Source organism: Parahaliea mediterranea (assembly GCF_003402235.1).
Taxonomy (GTDB): Bacteria; Pseudomonadota; Gammaproteobacteria; order Pseudomonadales; family Halieaceae; genus Parahaliea; species Parahaliea mediterranea.
Map to the genome: position 1 here is coordinate 652,989 of NZ_QEWO01000002.1, position 16,534 is coordinate 669,522.

A 16,534-nucleotide genomic window follows, 5' to 3' on the forward strand; every position below is an offset into this window, starting at 1 on the left:
GCGATGCAACCCTCCCTATACTTTCCGCCCCTGCATATCGACCGGAACCACACCATGTTGTTGCTTGCTTTGCGCTCTCCCCTTCATGCCGCCCTTCTCGCCACAGCCGCCATAGCCGCCAGCGGCTCCGCAGCCACTGCACAGAGCGAGGAAAACCGGTTGGAAACCGTGGAAGTGCGCGCCAAGCAGTTGCAGATGGACCTGCTCAAGCAACAGTCGCTGACGCCGGGTGGCCTTTCGCTGATCGACGGTGAAGCGCTGTACCAGCGCAACGTCAGCAACCTGGCGGACATGCTGCGTTACGCGCCCGGCATCTGGAGTGACAGCGCCAGCGGCGGCGACAGCGTGTTTCTCTCCAGTCGCGGCTCCAACCTGGACGCCACCGACTACGATGCCAACGGCATCAAACTGCTGCAGGACGGGCTGCCCGTCACCACCGCCGATGGCAACAACCACAACCGCTTTATCGACCCCCTGGCCGCGCGCTATGCCAGTGTGGCGCGCGGCGCCAACGCCCTCACCTACGGCGCCGCCACCCTCGGTGGCGCCATTAACTTCCAGACCCCCACCGCCCGCGACAGCGCCCCTGTGCAGGCCTTTTTCAGCGGCGGCAGCGACGGCCTTCTGAACGCCCGCGCCAGCATTGGCGGGGTGGGCGACAACGGCCTGGACGGCCTGCTGAGCGTGGAGCACAAGGCCTTCGACGGCTACCGCGAGCACAGCGCCCAGCGCCGCAACGGGCTGTACGCCAACGCCGGCTGGCAGTTCAGCGAGCGGGGTGAAACCCGGCTGTTCTTTAACTGGCTGGACAACGACAGCGAACTGCCCGGCAACCTGAGCGCCGAGCAGGTGGCAGACGACTCCAGCCAGGCCACCGCCGATGCCCTGCGCGGCAACTACAGCCGCGACGTAAAAAGCTGGCGCCTGGCCAGCACCACCCGGTGGAACCTGAACGACAACAGCGACCTCTCCTTTGGCCTGTCCTGGGAAGAACAGTCCCTGCACCACCCCATCGTTGATGTGGCGGTGGATTTTGACGGCCCCGGCCCACAGCCACCCACCCAGGTTTTCAGCCTGCTGATTGATACCGACCACCGCAATATCGGCGCCAACGCCCGCTACAACCTGCGCGCCGGCAACCACGACGTGCTGCTGGGTATCGACCTGGGCGACAACGCCGTGACCGGCGGCAACTACAGCCACCGGGGCGGCGAACGCACCCGGCTGGATACCCGCGTGGACAACAGCGCCCGCAGCGTCGAAGCCTTTGCCGTTGACCGCTGGCAGCTCGCCAGCAACTGGACCCTGGTCTACGGCCTGCAGGCCCTGTGGACCGAGCGCGAAATCTGGAACGAGACCGTGGCCAGCGGCGCCCTGCGCAACCCCGAGGGCAGCTACGACAGCGTGAACCCGCGACTGGGCCTGATTTACGACGTGAGCGACAACGTGTCCCTATTCGCCAACCTTAGCCGCACCTACGAGGCGCCCACCAACTACGAGCTGGAGGACGACGTGAGCGCCAGCAACGCCCTGCTGGACGCCATGAGCGGCACCGTGCTGGAGGTGGGCAGCCGGGGCCAGCAGGCGCTGGGCAACGCCAGCAACTGGCACTGGGACGTGGCGCTCTATTACGGCGAGATCAACGACGAGATTCTTTCGGTGGACGACCCGGCCGCCCCCGGCACCAGCCTGTCGGCCAACGTGGACAACACCATTCATGCCGGCATCGAAGCCCTGGTGGGCGCCAGCTTCGCGCTGGATGCCGCCGGCGTACACAGCCTGCAGCCCACCCTGAGCGTGACTGTGAACGAATTCAGCTTTGATGACGACGCCCTGTACGGCGACAACCAGCTGCCGGCAGCCCCCGGCTATGCCCTGCGCGGCGAGGTGCTGTACCGCCACGCCAGCGGCTTTTACGCCGGCCCCACCTTTGATGTGATTGACGAGCGCTACGCCGACTTTGCCAACACCTACCAGGTTGAGAGCTACCAGCTGCTGGGCCTGCGCGCCGGCTACAGCAGCGAGCGCTGGGAGCTTTTCGCCGAAGTGAAGAACCTGCTGGATGAGGATTACATCGCCACCGTCAAAGTGCGCGACGTGGCGGCGCCAGACGCCGCCGTGCTCGCGCCGGGGGCCCGCCTGTCCGCCTTCGCCGGGGTGCGCTTTGCCCTATAGGGCCCGCTCGTGACACTGCATGGCCGCCAGCGGCACCTTGCCGCCACACCAACAGGTGGATGCTGGCTATAATTGAGTGCAGGCAACAGGGAGGTTCCCGTGAACGCACTCAAAATTGTACCCACCATATTCGCCGTTACCGGACTGCTGATGCTGGGCGGCGCGGTGTGGGGATACCTGAATACACAGGACTTCATCGCCCATGCGACCAGGGCCGAGGGCGAGGTGATCGACCTGGTGCGCTCGCGCTCGTCGGATTCCACCACCTACCGCCCGGTGGTCACCTTCACCAGCGCCGATGGCAGGAAGGTGGAATTCACCTCCAGCAGTGGCAGCAACCCGCCGTCGTTTCACCGGGGAGAAAAGGTAACCGTGCTGTATCGGCCAGAAACGCCAGAGAGGGCGCGCATCGAGAGCTTTTTCTCGCTGTGGGGCCTTGCGCTGATTCTCGGCGGCATGGGCACCATTTTCACGCTGGTGGGCGGCGGCATTATCGCCACCCTGCTGTACCGTAAACGCCTGCATGGCCACCTGCGCCAGCAGGGCACGCCGGTGAAGGCAGAACTGCAATCGGTGGCGCTGGATACTTCGTACAAATCCAACGGCCGCAGTCCCTTTCGCATTTTTGCCCAGTGGCAGGACCCGCGCACACGCAAGGTCTACGTTTTCAAGAGCGAACCCATCTGGTACGACCCCAGCGAGTTCGTCACCACAGAATCCATCACCGTGTATATCGAGCGGGATGACCCTTCCCGCTATTACATGGATACCGCCTTCCTGCCGCCAGCGGGCAACAGCTAGGGGGCACAAGCACTCAACTCAGGCGGATGGGGTTATCCGCCAGCATGCGCTCGCGCGCGCGCTGGATGATGGCGCGCTTCTCCTGCGCACTGGCCATGAACCAGTCGGTAATTTCGGCGGCGCTGCGGTAACAGCCGATGCACACATCCTCGGTGTTGAGCACGCACACGGAAATGCAGGGCGATTTGGGTTCGCCTTCGTTCACGCCTGTTCCTTGAGCAGCGCGTTGAAGTTGGCGGCATTGTTCACATAGTGACTGGCGTTAAGTGCCAGCATGGCGATGGCGTCCTCGCCCAGCGCCTTTTTCACCTTGGCTGGCGCGCCAAGCACCAGGCTGCCGTCGGGAATGTCCATGCCCTCGGTCACCAGGGCGTTGGCGCCAATCAGGCAGTTTTTGCCGACCTTGGCGCCGTTCAGTACCACCGCGCCAATGCCCACCAGTGAGCCGTCGCCAATGTGGCAGCCATGCAGCATGGCATTGTGGCCAACAGTCACGTTAGCGCCCACCACACAGGGAAACCCGGGATCCGCGTGAATGACGGTGCCATCCTGAATGTTGCTGCCGGCGCCGACTTCAATGCGCTCAACATCGCCGCGCAGCACGCAACTGAACCAGACGCTGGCGCTGTCTTTCAGTGTCACATCGCCGATCACCGCCGCGTTGGGGGCGATAAAGTGGTTCTCGCCTTCCAATGCGACCTGTTTGTCGCCCAGCGAATATTTCATGGCAAATCCTCCCAGTTGCGTTTTAAATCGAGCCCGGCATCGTAGACCAGGTTCACAATGCGGGCCAGTACCGCGGCCGTCACCCCCCACACATTGTCATCACCCACTTGATAGTGGGGTACGTAAACCTCACTACCGCCGTAGGGCATGCGCTCCAGGCGAAAACCCTCGCGCCCGTCGAACTGACAGAGGGGCGGCATAAAGGCGCTGTCGAATTCCGCCGGGTCCACCTCGGGCACCACGCTAGCTGGCACCAGGCCAACACAGGGCAGCACCTGATAGCGCGAGCGGGTCAGCAGGGGCGGCATCTGGGCAACGGCGCGCACCGCCTGCGGCGCCAGTGCCACCTCTTCCTGTGCTTCCCTGAGGGCGGTATCCCAGGGGCTGCGATCAACCGCCTCGCGCTTGCCGCCGGGAAAGGCCACCTCCCCCGGATGCAGGGGCAGGTGATGGGCGCGGCGCCCCAGAATCACCCGTGGCTGCGCTTCGTCCGTCAACGCCACCAGCACACCAGCCTGGCGACCCTCGCCCTGCCAGGGCGCATCGCTGACCGGGAAGGCCGCCGCCAGGGGCTTGAGCAGGGCATCGGCGGCGCTCATTCAGCTATCGAACTCCGTCACCACCTGCAGCACGTCGAAGGCCGGCTCCTCGTAAGGGTGAGCCAGGCGCAGGGCGGCGATCACCCCGCGAATGTGCGCTTCATCCACCACCAGTTCCACCCGGTATTCGTCCACCTGCTCCACTTCGCCCGCGCTGCCGATAAAGGGCCTGGCGCCGGCCAGCGGCCGGAACTGCCCCTGCCCCGCCACCTGCCAGCAGCAGCAGTCGTAATCGCCAATGGTGCCGCCACCGGCCTCGAATACCGCCTGTTTTACCGGCTCAAGGTGGGATTGCGGAACATAAAAGCAGAGCTTGTACATTGCTACACCCCTTCGGCTTGGGCGGCGTAGAAGGCCGCGGCGAAGTCATCCAGTTGCCGCGCCTCAATGGCCGCGCGAATACCGGCCATGTGCTGCTGGTAGTAATGCAGGTTGTGGATGGTGTTGAGCTGGGACCCAAGAATTTCGTTGCACTTGTCCAGGTGGTGCAGGTAGGCGCGGCTGAAGTTCTGGCAGGTATAACAGCTGCAGTTTTCATCCAGCGGCAGGGTGCTGGTTTTATGGCGGGCATTGCGCAGCTTGAGCTGGCCCCGGGAGGTGAACAGGTTGCCGTTGCGGGCGTTGCGGGTGGGCATCACGCAATCGAACATATCCACCCCCCGGCGCACGCCTTCCAGCAGATCCGCCGGTGTGCCAACGCCCATCAGGTAGCGCGGTTTGTCCTCGGGCAACAGCGGTTGCATCACATCCAGCACCGCCATCATCTCGTCCTTGGGCTCGCCCACTGACAGGCCGCCGATGGCATAGCCGTCAAAGCCGATTGCCGTCAGCCCCGCGAGGGATTCGCCCCGCAGCTGTGCGTACATGCCGCCCTGCACAATGCCAAACAGGGCCGCCGGGCTGTCACCGTGGGCAGCCTTGCTGCGCGCGGCCCAGCGCAGCGACAGTTCCATCGAATCGCGCGCCTCCTTCTCGGTGGCGGGATAAGGCGTGCACTCGTCGAAGATCATCACAATGTCGGAGCCCAGGCTGCGCTGGATGGCCATGGAGGTTTCCGGGTCGAGAAACACCGGCGAGCCATCCACCGGCGACTGGAACTTGACGCCCTCCTCGGTGATTTTGCGCATATCTCCCAGGCTGAATACCTGGAAGCCGCCGGAGTCCGTGAGGATGGGGCCGGACCAGCCCATGAAATCGTGCAGGTCACCGTGCTGCTCGATAATGTCCGTGCCCGGGCGCAACCACAGGTGAAAGGTATTGCCAAGAATAATCTGGGCGCCAATGTCGCGAATATCCCGGGGCAGCATCCCCTTCACCGTGCCGTAGGTGCCCACCGGCATAAAGGCGGGCGTTTCCACCACGCCACGGGGGAAGGTCAGCCGGCCGCGGCGGGCGGCGCCTTCACCGCCCCGGCGCTCGAACTGCATGTGACACTGGCGGCTCATCGCTCTGCCCTGACGCTTGGCTCCATTTGAGCCCCGGCGGTAATAAACATGGCATCTCCGTAACTGAAAAAGCGGTAACGCTGGCTGATGGCTTCCTGATAGGCCGCAAGAATGCGCTCGCGCCCCACAAAGGCGCTCACCAGCATCAACAGGGTCGACTCCGACAGGTGAAAGTTGGTCACCATGGCATCCACCGCGCGAAAACGGTAACCGGGGTAGATGAAAATATCCGTGTCGCCGCAATAGGGCTGCGGCTCGCCGCTGGCCTGGCTGGCGGTTTCCAACGAACGCACCGCCGTGGTGCCCACCGCAATCACCCGCCCGCCCCGGCGGCGGGTTTCAGCCACCGCCTCGCAGGTGGCGGCACTGACCTCAAGGTATTCCGCGTGCATGGGGTGGTCTTCGATGTTTTCCTCACGCACCGGCTGGAAGGTGCCCGCCGCCACATGCAGGGTCACAAAGGCCCGGCGGATTCCCCGCGCATCAATGGCTGTCAGCAGTTCGTCGGTGAAGTGCAGGCCCGCGGTGGGCGCAGCCACGGCACCTTCGCGCTCGGCAAACACCGTCTGGTAACGACCCTGGTCCTCGGCGTCGTCTGCTCGCTCGATATAGGGCGGCAGCGGCATATGGCCAATCACCTGCAGAATCTCGCTGAGGGGCTCGCCCTGCGGCGCCTTCAGGGCGAACAGCGCCCCCACCCGCTCGGTCACTTCCAGGCTGAAGGGGCCAGGCTCTCCACCGGGTTCGGTGGACAGCAGAATGCGGCTGCCGGGCCTGGGCGACTTGCTGCAGCGCACATGGGCCAGGGCGGTATCGATACCGGTCAGGCGCTCGATGAGGATTTCCAGCCGCCCTCCGGTTTCCTTCTGCCCCCACAGGCGGGCGGGAATCACCCGGGTGTTGTTGAACACCAGCAGGTCATCGGGGCGCAACTGATCCAGCAGATCAGGGAACTGCCGGTGCGCCAGTTCGCCGGTGACGCCATCCAGGCACAGCAGGCGGCTGGCACTGCGTTCCGCCAGCGGGTGCTGGGCGATCAGTTCTGGCGGCAGGTGGTAGGTGAAATCGCTGCGTTTCATACAATGTCGGTATTCAAAAACAAAAAAGCCGGCACAGGGCCGGCTTTATGATAGCGCGAAAAGCCCTTACTCAGCGGCTTCTTCACCGCCTTCTTCAGCGGCGGCGTCTTCGGCCGGGGCTTCCTCTTCCGCCGGTTTCTCGGCGGGCTGGGTCAGCTTGATCAGGCCTTCTGCCAACAGAATGCGGGCTTTCTCTTCGCCGTTAACGGGCTTCTTCGCTGCGTTTTTCACCGCGTAGCGCTCATCGCCACGTTGGTAAATGCTGTACTCGTCGGTTTTCTTAACCAGTTTCATAGCCATGCTCAATCTCCTTGGGTACTCATAACGGGCCGCCTGGCAGCAACCCGCCGTTTTCCGCCATGGGCGGGACGGCGCGGAGTGTACAGGGATTTGCCACCCAGGTTAAGGCCAGCGATTGCAGTTTGGCCGGCGGTTGCTATAATCGCGCGCTTCTCCCGGGGCCCTTAAAGCCCCAACTCCTGTGCCGGAGTGGTGAAATTGGTAGACACAGGGGATTCAAAATCCCCCGCCCTTAAAAGCGTGCCGGTTCGAGTCCGGCCTCCGGTACCACTCAATCAGCGCGGCACGCTTGCGCCCTACTCTTTCAAGCTGACTGTGACTTTCTCTATCTGCCCGGTAAAGGAGAATGGCAGGTCGTAGCTGAAGTCGATGGCGGAGCCTGAATCGGTACCCACGTCGACCCCTTCACCCAGGGAGAACTGCAGCGGCACGGTTCGGGCCAGTTGGCCTTCACCAACTTTTTTACCGTTGGCGGTGAGGGTGACCGCCGCAGCCTTGCCTCGCTCGCCGTTTTTGCCCTGGTAGGCAACGTCGGCCACCAGCGATACCCGGCCGGTGGGCAATGGCGCACTGGAGATGGTGTAGCGATCAATCGCCAGCATGTTGTAGACGAAGTGTGCCTTGCCATCGCGCAGGTAAATGCCATAGCCACCGGTGAGGCCGCCGTGGGTGAAGATCATGCCTTCTGCGCCGGCTTCAGGAATGGTGATGTCCATGGCGACGGAGAAGGATTTGTTCAGCACCGGCGGTGACGCACCGTCGGGCAGTGCGATCTGCCCGGGGTAGTACACGTACTGGTTGCGCTTGCCGGCAAGGCTGGGGCGACCCTGCAGTTCGGCGTTCAGGCGCACGGTGCCGCGCCAGTCGAGAGGCAGTACGTTGTACTTCTCTGCCTCGTCCCAGAACATGGCTTCCAGCTCGGCAACTTTGTCGGGGTGCTCATCGGCCAGGTTGTGCGCCTGGGAGAAGTCCTCGTCGATGTTGTAAAGCTCCCACTCGGCGGTCATCGGGTCGAACTCGCCACGGGTGGGGCTCCAGGGAACGAAGCTGCGGCTGGAAGCCATCCAGCCGTCGTGGTACATGCCGCGATTCACCAGCAGTTCGAAGTACTGGCTATGCCGGGTTTCTGCCGCATTTTTGTCATTGAAGGTCTGCAGGAAGCTGGTGCCTTCTATCGGCTTCTGCTCGACGCCATTGAGCACGGTCGGCGGTGTGATGCCAATCGCCTCGTAGAGGGTCGGGACGATGTCGATAACATGCAGAAACTGACTGCGCAGCCCGCCCCTGTCGTCGATCTGCGCCGGCCAGGAGATAATCATCGGGTTACGCGTGCCACCGAAATGACTGGCTACCTGCTTGGTCCACTGGAAGGGGGTGGACATAGCATGGGCCCAGGCACTAGGGAAGTGATTGAACCACTTGGGCCCGCCCAGTTCGTCGATGTGCTGGATATTGTCCTGCCATTTTTCGGGGAAACCGTTAAAGAACAGGTTTTCGTTCAGGCTGCCCTCTAGCCCGCCCTCTGCGCTGGCACCGTTGTCGCCAACGATGTAGATGAACAGGGTATTGTCCGCGGCGGGGGTTGCTTTCACCGCATCGATGATGCGGCCCATGTGATGATCGACATGGGCGGCGTAACCGGCGAAGACTTCCATCATGCGCGCGTACAACCGCTTCTGGTCGTCGTTAAGGCTATCCCAGGCCGGCAGGCCGGCGCTGCGCTCGGTCAGTTCGGTACCCGCTGGCACGACGCCCAGTTCAAGCTGGCGCGCCAGTGTAGCCTCGCGGTAGGCGTCCCAACCCTCGTCGAACTGGCCGGCGAATTTGTCGATCCACTCCTTGGGTGCGTGGTGGGGCGAATGGTTGGCCCCGGGAGCCACATACAGGAAGAACGGTTTGTCCGGGGAGATACTGGTGCTGCGGCGCACCCAGTCGATGGCCCGGTCGGCGATGTCTTCGGTCAGGTGGTAGTCCGGGTCTTTGCTGCGGGGTACCAGGTTGCGGTTTTCGTAGAGCAGCGGATCCCAGTGGTTCATGTCGCCGGCATTGAAGCCATAAAAGTAGTCAAAGCCCAGGCCGTTGGCCCAGCGATCGAAGGGCCCAACCGCGCTGGTCTCCCAGGCGGGTGTGTTGTGGTTCTTGCCGATCCAGGCGGTCATGTAGCCGTTCTGGCGCAGCACTTCGGCAACACTGCCCGTACTGCGCGGAATAATGCTTGTATAGCCGTCGTAGCCGGTGGCGGCTTCGGTAATCACACCGTTTGCCGCTGAATGGTGATTGCGGCCGGTAATCAGCGCCGCCCGTGTGGGGCTGCACAGCGCTGTGGTATGGAAGCGGTTGTACTTCAGGCCTTCGGCGGCCAGTTTGTCCAGCGTCGGCGAGGGAATGCCGCCGCCAAAGGCGGTGTACTGTCCAAACCCGGTATCGTCAAGCATGATAAGCACGACGTTGGGCGCACCTTTGGGTGCCTGCGCGGGCTGGGGAAACTGCGGGGGATCGGACTCCTTGTAGGTTTTGCCAACGTGCCCTTCAAACTGGAAGTCTGGCCGCGGCAGCACCTGGGGAGTATCCGCCTGGATGCCCGCCGAAAAAAACACCGCTGGCAGCAAAACGGCGGCCCAGTGACTGAAAAATCGAAGCATGATAGGTCCCCTCACGTTGGCGTTATTGCGCTGGATGTGAATCCGGGTAATACCAAACTGCGGAGCTGTAGCCCCGCTCCTGCGCCGTCAGCACCGCCCCTTCCGGCAGCGGCCGGCCATAGCGCACGGCGTCGTAGACGGGCCAGCGCGGCGTCGGTATCTCCAGCACACGCAGGTAGTAAAAAGCCGGCACCTTGGGGTTGAAATCCGGGTCGCGCCAGGTGGTGGCCAGGGCCTGCGTACCAATGCTGTTCTGCCAGGTGGCGGTGTCCAGGTCCACCGTATTGCCTACCGCAGGCAGTTTGCCATCGCTGCCGGGCGCTCGATCGCCACTCCAAGCTACATCGTAGACCTTCTCGCGGGCATTGCCATCGGCATCCACCCAGCCTTTTACGATTTGCAGGCGATCGAGGTTGGCGCCAATCGGGTCGCGCTGGGCGGCCACCAGTAATGTTGGTGCTTCCGCGGCGGCCGGGGCCGGTGGCAGCACGGCACCCATAGGCACACCTCCTGCGTAGCCGATGGCGGCAATATCGGGTGAGTTTGCGTCGGCTGCCTCGAAGTCCCAGCCAGCGAACAGGCGCAGGGTCATGCGGGTGCCGGTGGTGCCGTACACTTCACGCCGCTTGAGGGCGTCCCACAGGGCCTCGCGGGTATTCTCAGTTGCCCACACGGCGGCATAGCCAGAGGACACCTGCTGCCAACGCATGAGATGGATGCTGCCCGCCGATTTGTAAGCACCTTCAGCCCGTCCCGGCGCGGGCTCAAACACCTTGTGCTTGCCAAAGAAATTATTCTCCTCGGCACTGGCCAGCGAGGTATGGGAGTCAGTACTGCCGATTACGCCGAACTCGAAGGGGTTTTCGCCTTGCGCGGCCTGGAACTCAAGGCCCTGCTTCAGCGCTTCCCGGGCATACTCGTAGCGCAGCATGTCGTCGGTCTTGGCCTGGCTGAAGTCCAGGTTGCCCACATCCCAGCTTTCGTAGTCGGCGAACTCATCGTCTGGCGACAACAGTGGGTGTGTTTCGCTGTCACCCTTGATCTGGGTGATCTCGTAGAGCGGTTCCCAGCGCCGCCGCTCTGCCATATAGGCAGGGCTAAACTTTTGCCCACTGCCGGTAACGGGCGCAAACATTTCGCCGTTGGACAGGTTGCCGTTATGGGGTATGGCCAGCACCTGACCGCCGGTAGACGCTTCGTATTCAGCGAGGTGATCCCAGAGTGCTTCGGGGTCGATGCTGGTGCTGGCATTAAACGGCAGGTAGTCCCGTAGCCGGTCGGCGCCATCGCGGTAAAGCACTACGCGGTGCAGGTTATTGCCGGCATCCAGCGCGGTCCATTCGTAACCGATAAAGGCCGTGAACTTTCCCGGGTCATTGAAGCGCTCAGCGGTGTCCACCACTTGGTGCCACACCGGCGTGGCGAGTGCCGGGTCGACGATATCGAAACTCAAATCATCGTTGGAAAAGCGATTGATCATCTCTTCAGCCACACTTTTGTTTTTACCCTGGCGCAGCATTTCGTGCCAGCGCCGGGCGTCGGGGTATTGGGTGAGCGAAGGGTCGCCACTGGCCAGCAGGCCGAACAGCCCGGCCCCATCGGAGTGATCTGCCGCCACCAGGAAATCCAAGGGCCTGGAGAGCCGAACCGGCTGCCCGGAACTGGATTCCACCGTTTCGCCGCGCGCGAACCGGTAGGCTTCCTCCAGACCCAGGCGGTTGCCAAAGGCCGCGGCATCCATCGACAGGTTGGTATGCAGGTGGGTATCGCCCCAGAAAACTTCCGTAGGATAGTCACGCTTGGCGTAGGGAGAATAGTCAGCGGCGTAGACTGTGGAGCAAGCCAGCAGACCAGCCAGCAGATGCTTGCGACGGGGTTTAAAGGTACTGCGCATAACAGATTCCCGGTAATTGAAGGATTGGCGATTGGCGGCCGTCAAGGTGGCATGCCTTGCAAGCCTGGCCCGCGCCTGGCGTGCAGGGCCAGGCGCGGGCGCGCCGTTTGCGGCGGTGGCAAAGGCAGCTCACGAACCATTCAGAACAGGTATTTTACACTGACGCCATAGGTACGTGGCGCTGATACATAATTGCGCATGACGGTCTCGCCGGTGGAGGTATCCAGCAGGCCCAGCGCCCCACCGAGCACCTGGGTAAAATACTGGATAGCATAACGCTCATCGGTGAGGTTCTCACCAAAGGCACTGACCTCCCAGTTGGCGTTGCTGCCGCGCAGCGTCAGGCGCGCGCCAAACAGGTTGTACGCATCGACAGTGGTCTGGGGACTGAGGTCGGAGCCGCCCGCCAGGAAGTCATCAACGTACTGCCAGTCACCGCGGGCAACCAGGCTCATGCCGCTGTCAAAGTCGAAGGTGTATTCCAGTGCTGCCGCCAGTTCCCACTCGGGGGAGTAGGAGTTGCGCTTGCCGGTATTGTCCTGCGGATTGGGGCACTGCGGCGTGCCGGGGGGCGGCAACACGGCACAACCGGGCAAGGGCGATGCATTCTTGAAGTCGGTGAACTCCGAATCCAGGTAGGCCAGCGACAGGTCGAAGCTCAGGTTGTCGGTAGGCAGCATCTTGAGTTCCATTTCCAGGCCCTGCTGACGCAGGGAACCGGCGTTGGTAATCAGGAAGCTGGCGTCACGGAAGGAGCGGTCCTGGAAGTCGTCAATCTCCATGCGGTAGGCGGTGGCATTCAGCTGCATGGCGCCGCCCATCCAGGTGCTCTTAATGCCAAGCTCCAGGTTGTCCACCGACTCGGAGTCAAACACACGCTGGCCAATCAGGGGTGTGGCCACGCCGGACGAATTGATACCGCCGGATTTGTAGCCAGTGGAATAGTTGGCAAACAGCATCATGTCGTCATTGAGGAACCAGGAAAGCACCACGCGATAGGTAAACTGATCGTCGTCGAAGTCGTAATCGCCGGTTTCGGCAGCACGCACTGCCGCGCCAAAGGGGTTGGCCAGTTCCTGGTTGAAGCGGGCGCGCTTTTCGTCTTCGGTATAACGCCCGCCAAGTGTCAGCTCCAACGAATCGCTCAGGCGCCAGCGGGTTTCGATAAAGGCAGCGGTACTTTCGGCGCTCTGGTCGAAACGCAACTGGGTGGCCCCCTGCTGCGGGAACGACTGGCACGCAGGCACCTGTGCAGGCGGCAGCAGCGCGCTGCAGAACGCGGAGCCAAAATTAAGGTCTTCGCCAATTTCGTAGTCTTCATCGAAGTAGTAAAGACCGGCCACAAAGTCCATGCGTTCGCCGAACAGGGCATCTTCCGGTGAAATGAACTGTAGTTCCTGGCTCATGGCGTCGGAATCATACAAGCCACGGCGGGTAAGCAAGTCCACACCGGTGAAAATGACATCGCCGTCCAGTTGGTCGTTCTTCCAGGTGCGCTGCGCGGCAATCCAGCGCAGGTGATAACCGGAGGACAGTGTCCAGTTGAAGTCGCTGGACAGGCCCCACTGTTCATCGTCCAGGCCACCCACCAGGCGCTGGCTAACGGTGCCGTCGAAGGGGTCGCCAATGTCCGGCGACAGCGGCCCAAAGGCGTTGCCCAAGCGGTTCACCAAATCCGGAGGGGAATTTTTGCTGGAGACCTCCGCCGGCAAGATGCCGTCGCCGCCCATCTCGGCGTAGTCGTAGCGCACAATCCAGTCGATACTGTCGCTGGGCTGCCAGCGGGCAGCCGCGCGGCCCACGTTGACATCGCGATCGCCCCAGTCCTTGCCGTCCAGTTTGTTGTCGTAGAGACCATCGTGCTGATCGGTCATGCCGGCAAAGCGCAGGGCGAAGGTATCAGACACGGGCACGTTGACGATGCCCCGCAGGCGGTAGGCATCGTAATTACCCGCCTCCGCAAATACCTCGCCTTCAAGCCCATCAAACTGCGGCGCCACGGTGCTGATCTGCAGGGCCCCGGTGGTGGCGTTGCGACCAAACAGGGTGCCCTGCGGCCCGCGCAGCACCTCAACATTTGCCACGTCTAGGAAGCTGCTGAGGATTGCACCGGGGCGCGGGATGTACACCCCGTCGATGAAGGGCGCCACGCTGGGGTCAATGGCGCTGTTGCCAGAGGCACCCACACCACGCATGCGAATCACCGTTGCCGACGCCTGGGCCTGGCGGTTAATGCGCAGGTTGGGCACCACGCGGGTCAGGTCGTCGGCACTGCCGATACCGGCGCTTTCCAGGGCCTCGCCCCCCATCGCCATAATGGACAGGGGAACATCCTGCAGGCTCTCGGTGCGCTTTTGGGCGGTGACAACCACCTCTTCAAGAGCGGACTGGGAAAGTGCAGGCTGGGCGGTAAGCAGGGCAGCGGCCAGGGCACTAAAAGCACGTAGACGTGGGGGCATCGGGCGATCCTCGGTTATTATAGCTGTGGTTTTTCTAATGATTTTAAGCGGGCCTTTATTGGGGCCTTCTTGTTTTTTTTAAGCCGCTCTTGGCTATTTTTAGATCATCGATTATTGCGACACTAATCCGCCGCCCGAAACCAGTCTGTCATCTACGCGACAATTTACCAGCACGGCACATACACCCTTCTTTAATAGCACTTTGGCGAAATAGAAAAAATAAACGAAAAAAATAGCCCGCGGAAAATGCGCTTGTACAGGCAGCCCCTAAAAAAGCTTCCCATAGCACACACCATTATTTCTACGGTGAATAATGAAGTATTCATAGAATTGAGTTTTTATCCCTGAAAACCGGGTATAGTCTGCGCAAAAGCGGCTGCCGGCCCCACCGGGCGGGTTATCAACGCATCGCCAAGGCGCGATGCGGAGCAAACGCCCCGGGCCGCCCGCACCAACCACCTTCAGACCAACACAGTCATAAAACAACCCCATGCCTTTATCTTCTGAATGTTTAAATATCCGCATTGTTACCATCGACGACATCCGCCAGATCGAATCCATCCCCATTGAACAACGCGGCCTGCCGACCAATACCTATGCATTGCTGCGCGCCAGCGCGGCGCGTTTTGGCAACAGGCCCGCCTTGCGTTTTCTGGCAAGCGCCAGGAAGGGCGAGCAAAGCCACGCCCTGAGCTACAGCGACCTGCTCGCAAAGGTGACCCAGGCGGCCAATGCCTTCCACCAGCTGGGGGTAGGCACGAGCAACGTAGTGTCATCCATGCTGCCCAACCTGCCACAGACCCACTACACAATCTGGGGCGCAGAGGCAGCGGGGATCTACAATCCCATCAACCCTATGCTGGAGGTGGAGCATGTAGCCGCCATCCTCAACGAGGCAAAAACGCGTGTTCTGGTGACCCTGGGCCCCGCCAGCGACCCGCTGCTGTGGCAAAAAGCCCTGCAATTGCAGGCCAGCGTGCCCAGCCTGGCCTATGTGCTAACTGTGAACCTGCCCGGCGTGACCGACCCCGGTGAGCACCTGAATGATAAGGTGCTGGACTTCGATGCGCTGCTGGCCGGCCAGGCGGCCGGCGCCCTTGTCTCTGAACGCGCCATTGACGGGACGGACATCGCATCTTACTTCCACACCGGCGGCACCACCGGAACGCCCAAACTGGCACCACACACCCACTTTAACGAGGTGGTCAGCAGCTGGCAGATTGCCTGCGCGGCGGACTTCAAAAGCAGCAGCAAGGGCCTGTGCGGGCTGCCGCTATTTCATGTCAATGCCGTCTTCGCCACGGGCCTTTCGCTGTGGCTGGTGGGTGGCGAGGCGATACTGGCCACCGCCGCGGGCTATCGCACACCCGCTGTCATCGAGAACTTCTGGCATGTGGTTGAAGCCTACCGCGTCACCTACTTCAGCGCCGTACCCACCATCATCAGCGCCCTGCTGGAAGTGCCGGTGGAGGGCTACGACCTGTCGTCACTGGAGGTCGCCTTCTGCGGCGCCGCGCCGCTCGCCACAGAGCTGATTCGCAAATTCGAAGCCAGAACCGGCCTGGTGCTGGTGGAAGGCTACGGCCAGACCGAGGGCACCGCGGCCAGCACGCTCAACCCGCGCTACGGCGACCGGCGGGTGGGCTGCGTGGGCTTGCCCCTGCCCTACTGCCACATCCGGATTGTGGAAGTCGATGCCGAAGGCCGCGCCGTGCGCGAATGCGCAACAAACGAAACCGGCGTTATCGCCATCAGCGGGGCGAACGTTTTCCAGGGCTATAAACAGGCGGCGCAGAACGTGGGGCAATGGGTGGACGATGGCTGGTTCAACACCGGCGACCTGGGCAGGCTGGATGAAGACGGCTACCTCTGGCTGACCGGGCGCAGCAAGGATCTGATCATCCGCGGTGGCCACAATATCGACCCGCAGATGATTGAAGAGGCCTACTACACCTGCGACAAAGTCGCCCAGGCTGCCGCCATCGGCCAGCCCGACCGGCGCGTGGGCGAGTTGCCGGTGGTGGCCATTCAACTCAAGGCCGGCACCCAGGCCACCGAAGAGGAGATGCTGGCCTTTGGCGCGGCGCACATCCACGAGCGGGCGGCGGTGCCAAAGGCGGTGATTTTCGTGGATACCATGCCGATGACCGCGGTGGGCAAAATCTTCAAGCCGGCCCTGCGCAACGACCTGATTCACACTCTGGTGAGCGGGGAACTCAACGCTGCACTGGGTGCCGACAGTGCGTTTTCCGTCACCGTGGATATCGACAAACAATACGGGCAGCGCGTGACGGTGAGGGCAGCGCTCGCCTTGCATGCCGACATCAAGCAGTGCCTGGGTGACTATCCCTTCGCTCTGCATATTGAGGGCGAAGCCAATGCACGCCGCACGACGACATAGACCCGTGCGGCGG

The 16,534-nt window shown here is 62.3% G+C and carries 13 protein-coding genes and 1 tRNA gene; 4 read left to right on the forward strand and 10 right to left on the reverse strand.

Annotation, left to right across the window (positions count from 1 at the left end; all coding sequences use genetic code 11):
* Positions 1-54 precede the first annotated feature (54 nt).
* A complete protein-coding gene (locus tag DDZ17_RS08390) occupies positions 55-2,175 on the forward strand; it encodes a TonB-dependent receptor family protein (RefSeq protein WP_116365727.1) in 2,121 nt (706 codons plus the stop codon).
* Positions 2,176-2,274: 99 nt separating this feature from the next.
* The gene (locus DDZ17_RS08395; RefSeq protein ID WP_206613484.1) at positions 2,275-2,976 is read left to right on the forward strand and encodes a DUF3592 domain-containing protein; all 702 of its coding nucleotides are present in this window, start codon (positions 2,275-2,277) and stop codon (positions 2,974-2,976) included.
* Positions 2,977-2,989: 13 nt separating this feature from the next.
* Here DDZ17_RS08395 and DDZ17_RS08400 read toward each other — a convergent pair whose 3' ends face one another.
* From DDZ17_RS08400 to DDZ17_RS08430, 7 genes are all read right to left on the reverse strand, one after another.
* Complete coding sequence (locus DDZ17_RS08400; RefSeq protein ID WP_116365730.1) at positions 2,990-3,181, reverse strand: DUF1289 domain-containing protein; 192 nt, start codon at positions 3,179-3,181, stop codon at positions 2,990-2,992.
* Positions 3,178-3,702, reverse strand: coding sequence for a gamma carbonic anhydrase family protein (locus DDZ17_RS08405; protein ID WP_116365732.1), 525 nt, complete (start codon positions 3,700-3,702; stop codon positions 3,178-3,180). The genes DDZ17_RS08400 and DDZ17_RS08405 overlap by 4 nt, the downstream gene beginning before the upstream one ends.
* Positions 3,699-4,301 (reverse strand): NUDIX hydrolase, encoded by a 603-nt coding sequence (locus DDZ17_RS08410; protein WP_116365733.1) that lies wholly within the window; start codon positions 4,299-4,301, stop codon positions 3,699-3,701. The genes DDZ17_RS08405 and DDZ17_RS08410 overlap by 4 nt, the downstream gene beginning before the upstream one ends.
* Complete coding sequence (locus tag DDZ17_RS08415) at positions 4,302-4,622, reverse strand: YqfO family protein (protein WP_116365735.1); 321 nt, start codon at positions 4,620-4,622, stop codon at positions 4,302-4,304.
* A 2-nt stretch (positions 4,623-4,624) separates the two neighbouring features.
* On the reverse strand, positions 4,625-5,728 hold the full coding sequence (gene tgt, locus DDZ17_RS08420; protein ID WP_193940573.1) for a tRNA guanosine(34) transglycosylase Tgt: 1,104 nt from the start codon (positions 5,726-5,728) through the stop codon (positions 4,625-4,627).
* Between the two features lie 14 nt (positions 5,729-5,742).
* Complete coding sequence (queA, locus tag DDZ17_RS08425) at positions 5,743-6,825, reverse strand: tRNA preQ1(34) S-adenosylmethionine ribosyltransferase-isomerase QueA (protein WP_116365739.1); 1,083 nt, start codon at positions 6,823-6,825, stop codon at positions 5,743-5,745.
* 66 nt (positions 6,826-6,891) lie between these two features.
* Positions 6,892-7,125, reverse strand: a complete 234-nt coding sequence (locus DDZ17_RS08430) for a hypothetical protein (protein ID WP_193940563.1) — start codon at positions 7,123-7,125, stop codon at positions 6,892-6,894.
* Between the two features lie 183 nt (positions 7,126-7,308).
* Here DDZ17_RS08430 and DDZ17_RS08435 point away from each other — a divergent pair.
* Positions 7,309-7,395, forward strand: a tRNA-Leu gene (locus DDZ17_RS08435).
* Between the two features lie 26 nt (positions 7,396-7,421).
* Here the strand turns inward: DDZ17_RS08435 and DDZ17_RS08440 are convergent.
* From DDZ17_RS08440 to DDZ17_RS08450, 3 genes are all read right to left on the reverse strand, one after another.
* Entirely contained in the window at positions 7,422-9,767 is a 2,346-nt protein-coding gene (locus DDZ17_RS08440; protein ID WP_116365743.1) for an arylsulfatase, read from the reverse strand.
* A 22-nt stretch (positions 9,768-9,789) separates the two neighbouring features.
* Complete coding sequence (locus tag DDZ17_RS08445; protein WP_116366199.1) at positions 9,790-11,661, reverse strand: DUF3604 domain-containing protein; 1,872 nt, start codon at positions 11,659-11,661, stop codon at positions 9,790-9,792.
* 140 nt (positions 11,662-11,801) lie between these two features.
* Positions 11,802-14,120 (reverse strand): TonB-dependent receptor, encoded by a 2,319-nt coding sequence (locus DDZ17_RS08450; RefSeq protein ID WP_116365745.1) that lies wholly within the window; start codon positions 14,118-14,120, stop codon positions 11,802-11,804.
* Between the two features lie 490 nt (positions 14,121-14,610).
* Between DDZ17_RS08450 and DDZ17_RS08455 the strand changes: the two genes are divergently transcribed.
* Positions 14,611-16,521 carry an acyl-CoA synthetase gene (locus tag DDZ17_RS08455; protein WP_116365747.1) on the forward strand — a complete coding sequence of 637 codons (1,911 nt, stop codon included), beginning with the start codon at positions 14,611-14,613 and terminating at the stop codon, positions 16,519-16,521.
* Positions 16,522-16,534: the final 13 nt, after the last annotated feature.

Bases quoted from the DNA above. Each gene is read 5' to 3' on its own strand.
- DDZ17_RS08390 (WP_116365727.1), top strand. From the start codon at position 55: ATGTTGTTGCTTGCTTTGCGCTCTCCCCTTCATGCCGCCCTTCTCGCC.
- DDZ17_RS08405 (WP_116365732.1), bottom strand. From the start codon at position 3,702: ATGAAATATTCGCTGGGCGACAAACAGGTCGCATTGGAAGGCGAGAAC.
- DDZ17_RS08410 (WP_116365733.1), bottom strand. From the start codon at position 4,301: ATGAGCGCCGCCGATGCCCTGCTCAAGCCCCTGGCGGCGGCCTTCCCG.
- DDZ17_RS08415 (WP_116365735.1), bottom strand. From the start codon at position 4,622: ATGTACAAGCTCTGCTTTTATGTTCCGCAATCCCACCTTGAGCCGGTA.
- tgt (WP_193940573.1), bottom strand. From the start codon at position 5,728: ATGCAGTTCGAGCGCCGGGGCGGTGAAGGCGCCGCCCGCCGCGGCCGG.
- queA (WP_116365739.1), bottom strand. From the start codon at position 6,825: ATGAAACGCAGCGATTTCACCTACCACCTGCCGCCAGAACTGATCGCC.
- DDZ17_RS08430 (WP_193940563.1), bottom strand. From the start codon at position 7,125: ATGGCTATGAAACTGGTTAAGAAAACCGACGAGTACAGCATTTACCAA.
- DDZ17_RS08440 (WP_116365743.1), bottom strand. From the start codon at position 9,767: ATGCTTCGATTTTTCAGTCACTGGGCCGCCGTTTTGCTGCCAGCGGTG.
- DDZ17_RS08445 (WP_116366199.1), bottom strand. From the start codon at position 11,661: ATGCGCAGTACCTTTAAACCCCGTCGCAAGCATCTGCTGGCTGGTCTG.
- DDZ17_RS08450 (WP_116365745.1), bottom strand. From the start codon at position 14,120: ATGCCCCCACGTCTACGTGCTTTTAGTGCCCTGGCCGCTGCCCTGCTT.
- DDZ17_RS08455 (WP_116365747.1), top strand. From the start codon at position 14,611: ATGCCTTTATCTTCTGAATGTTTAAATATCCGCATTGTTACCATCGAC.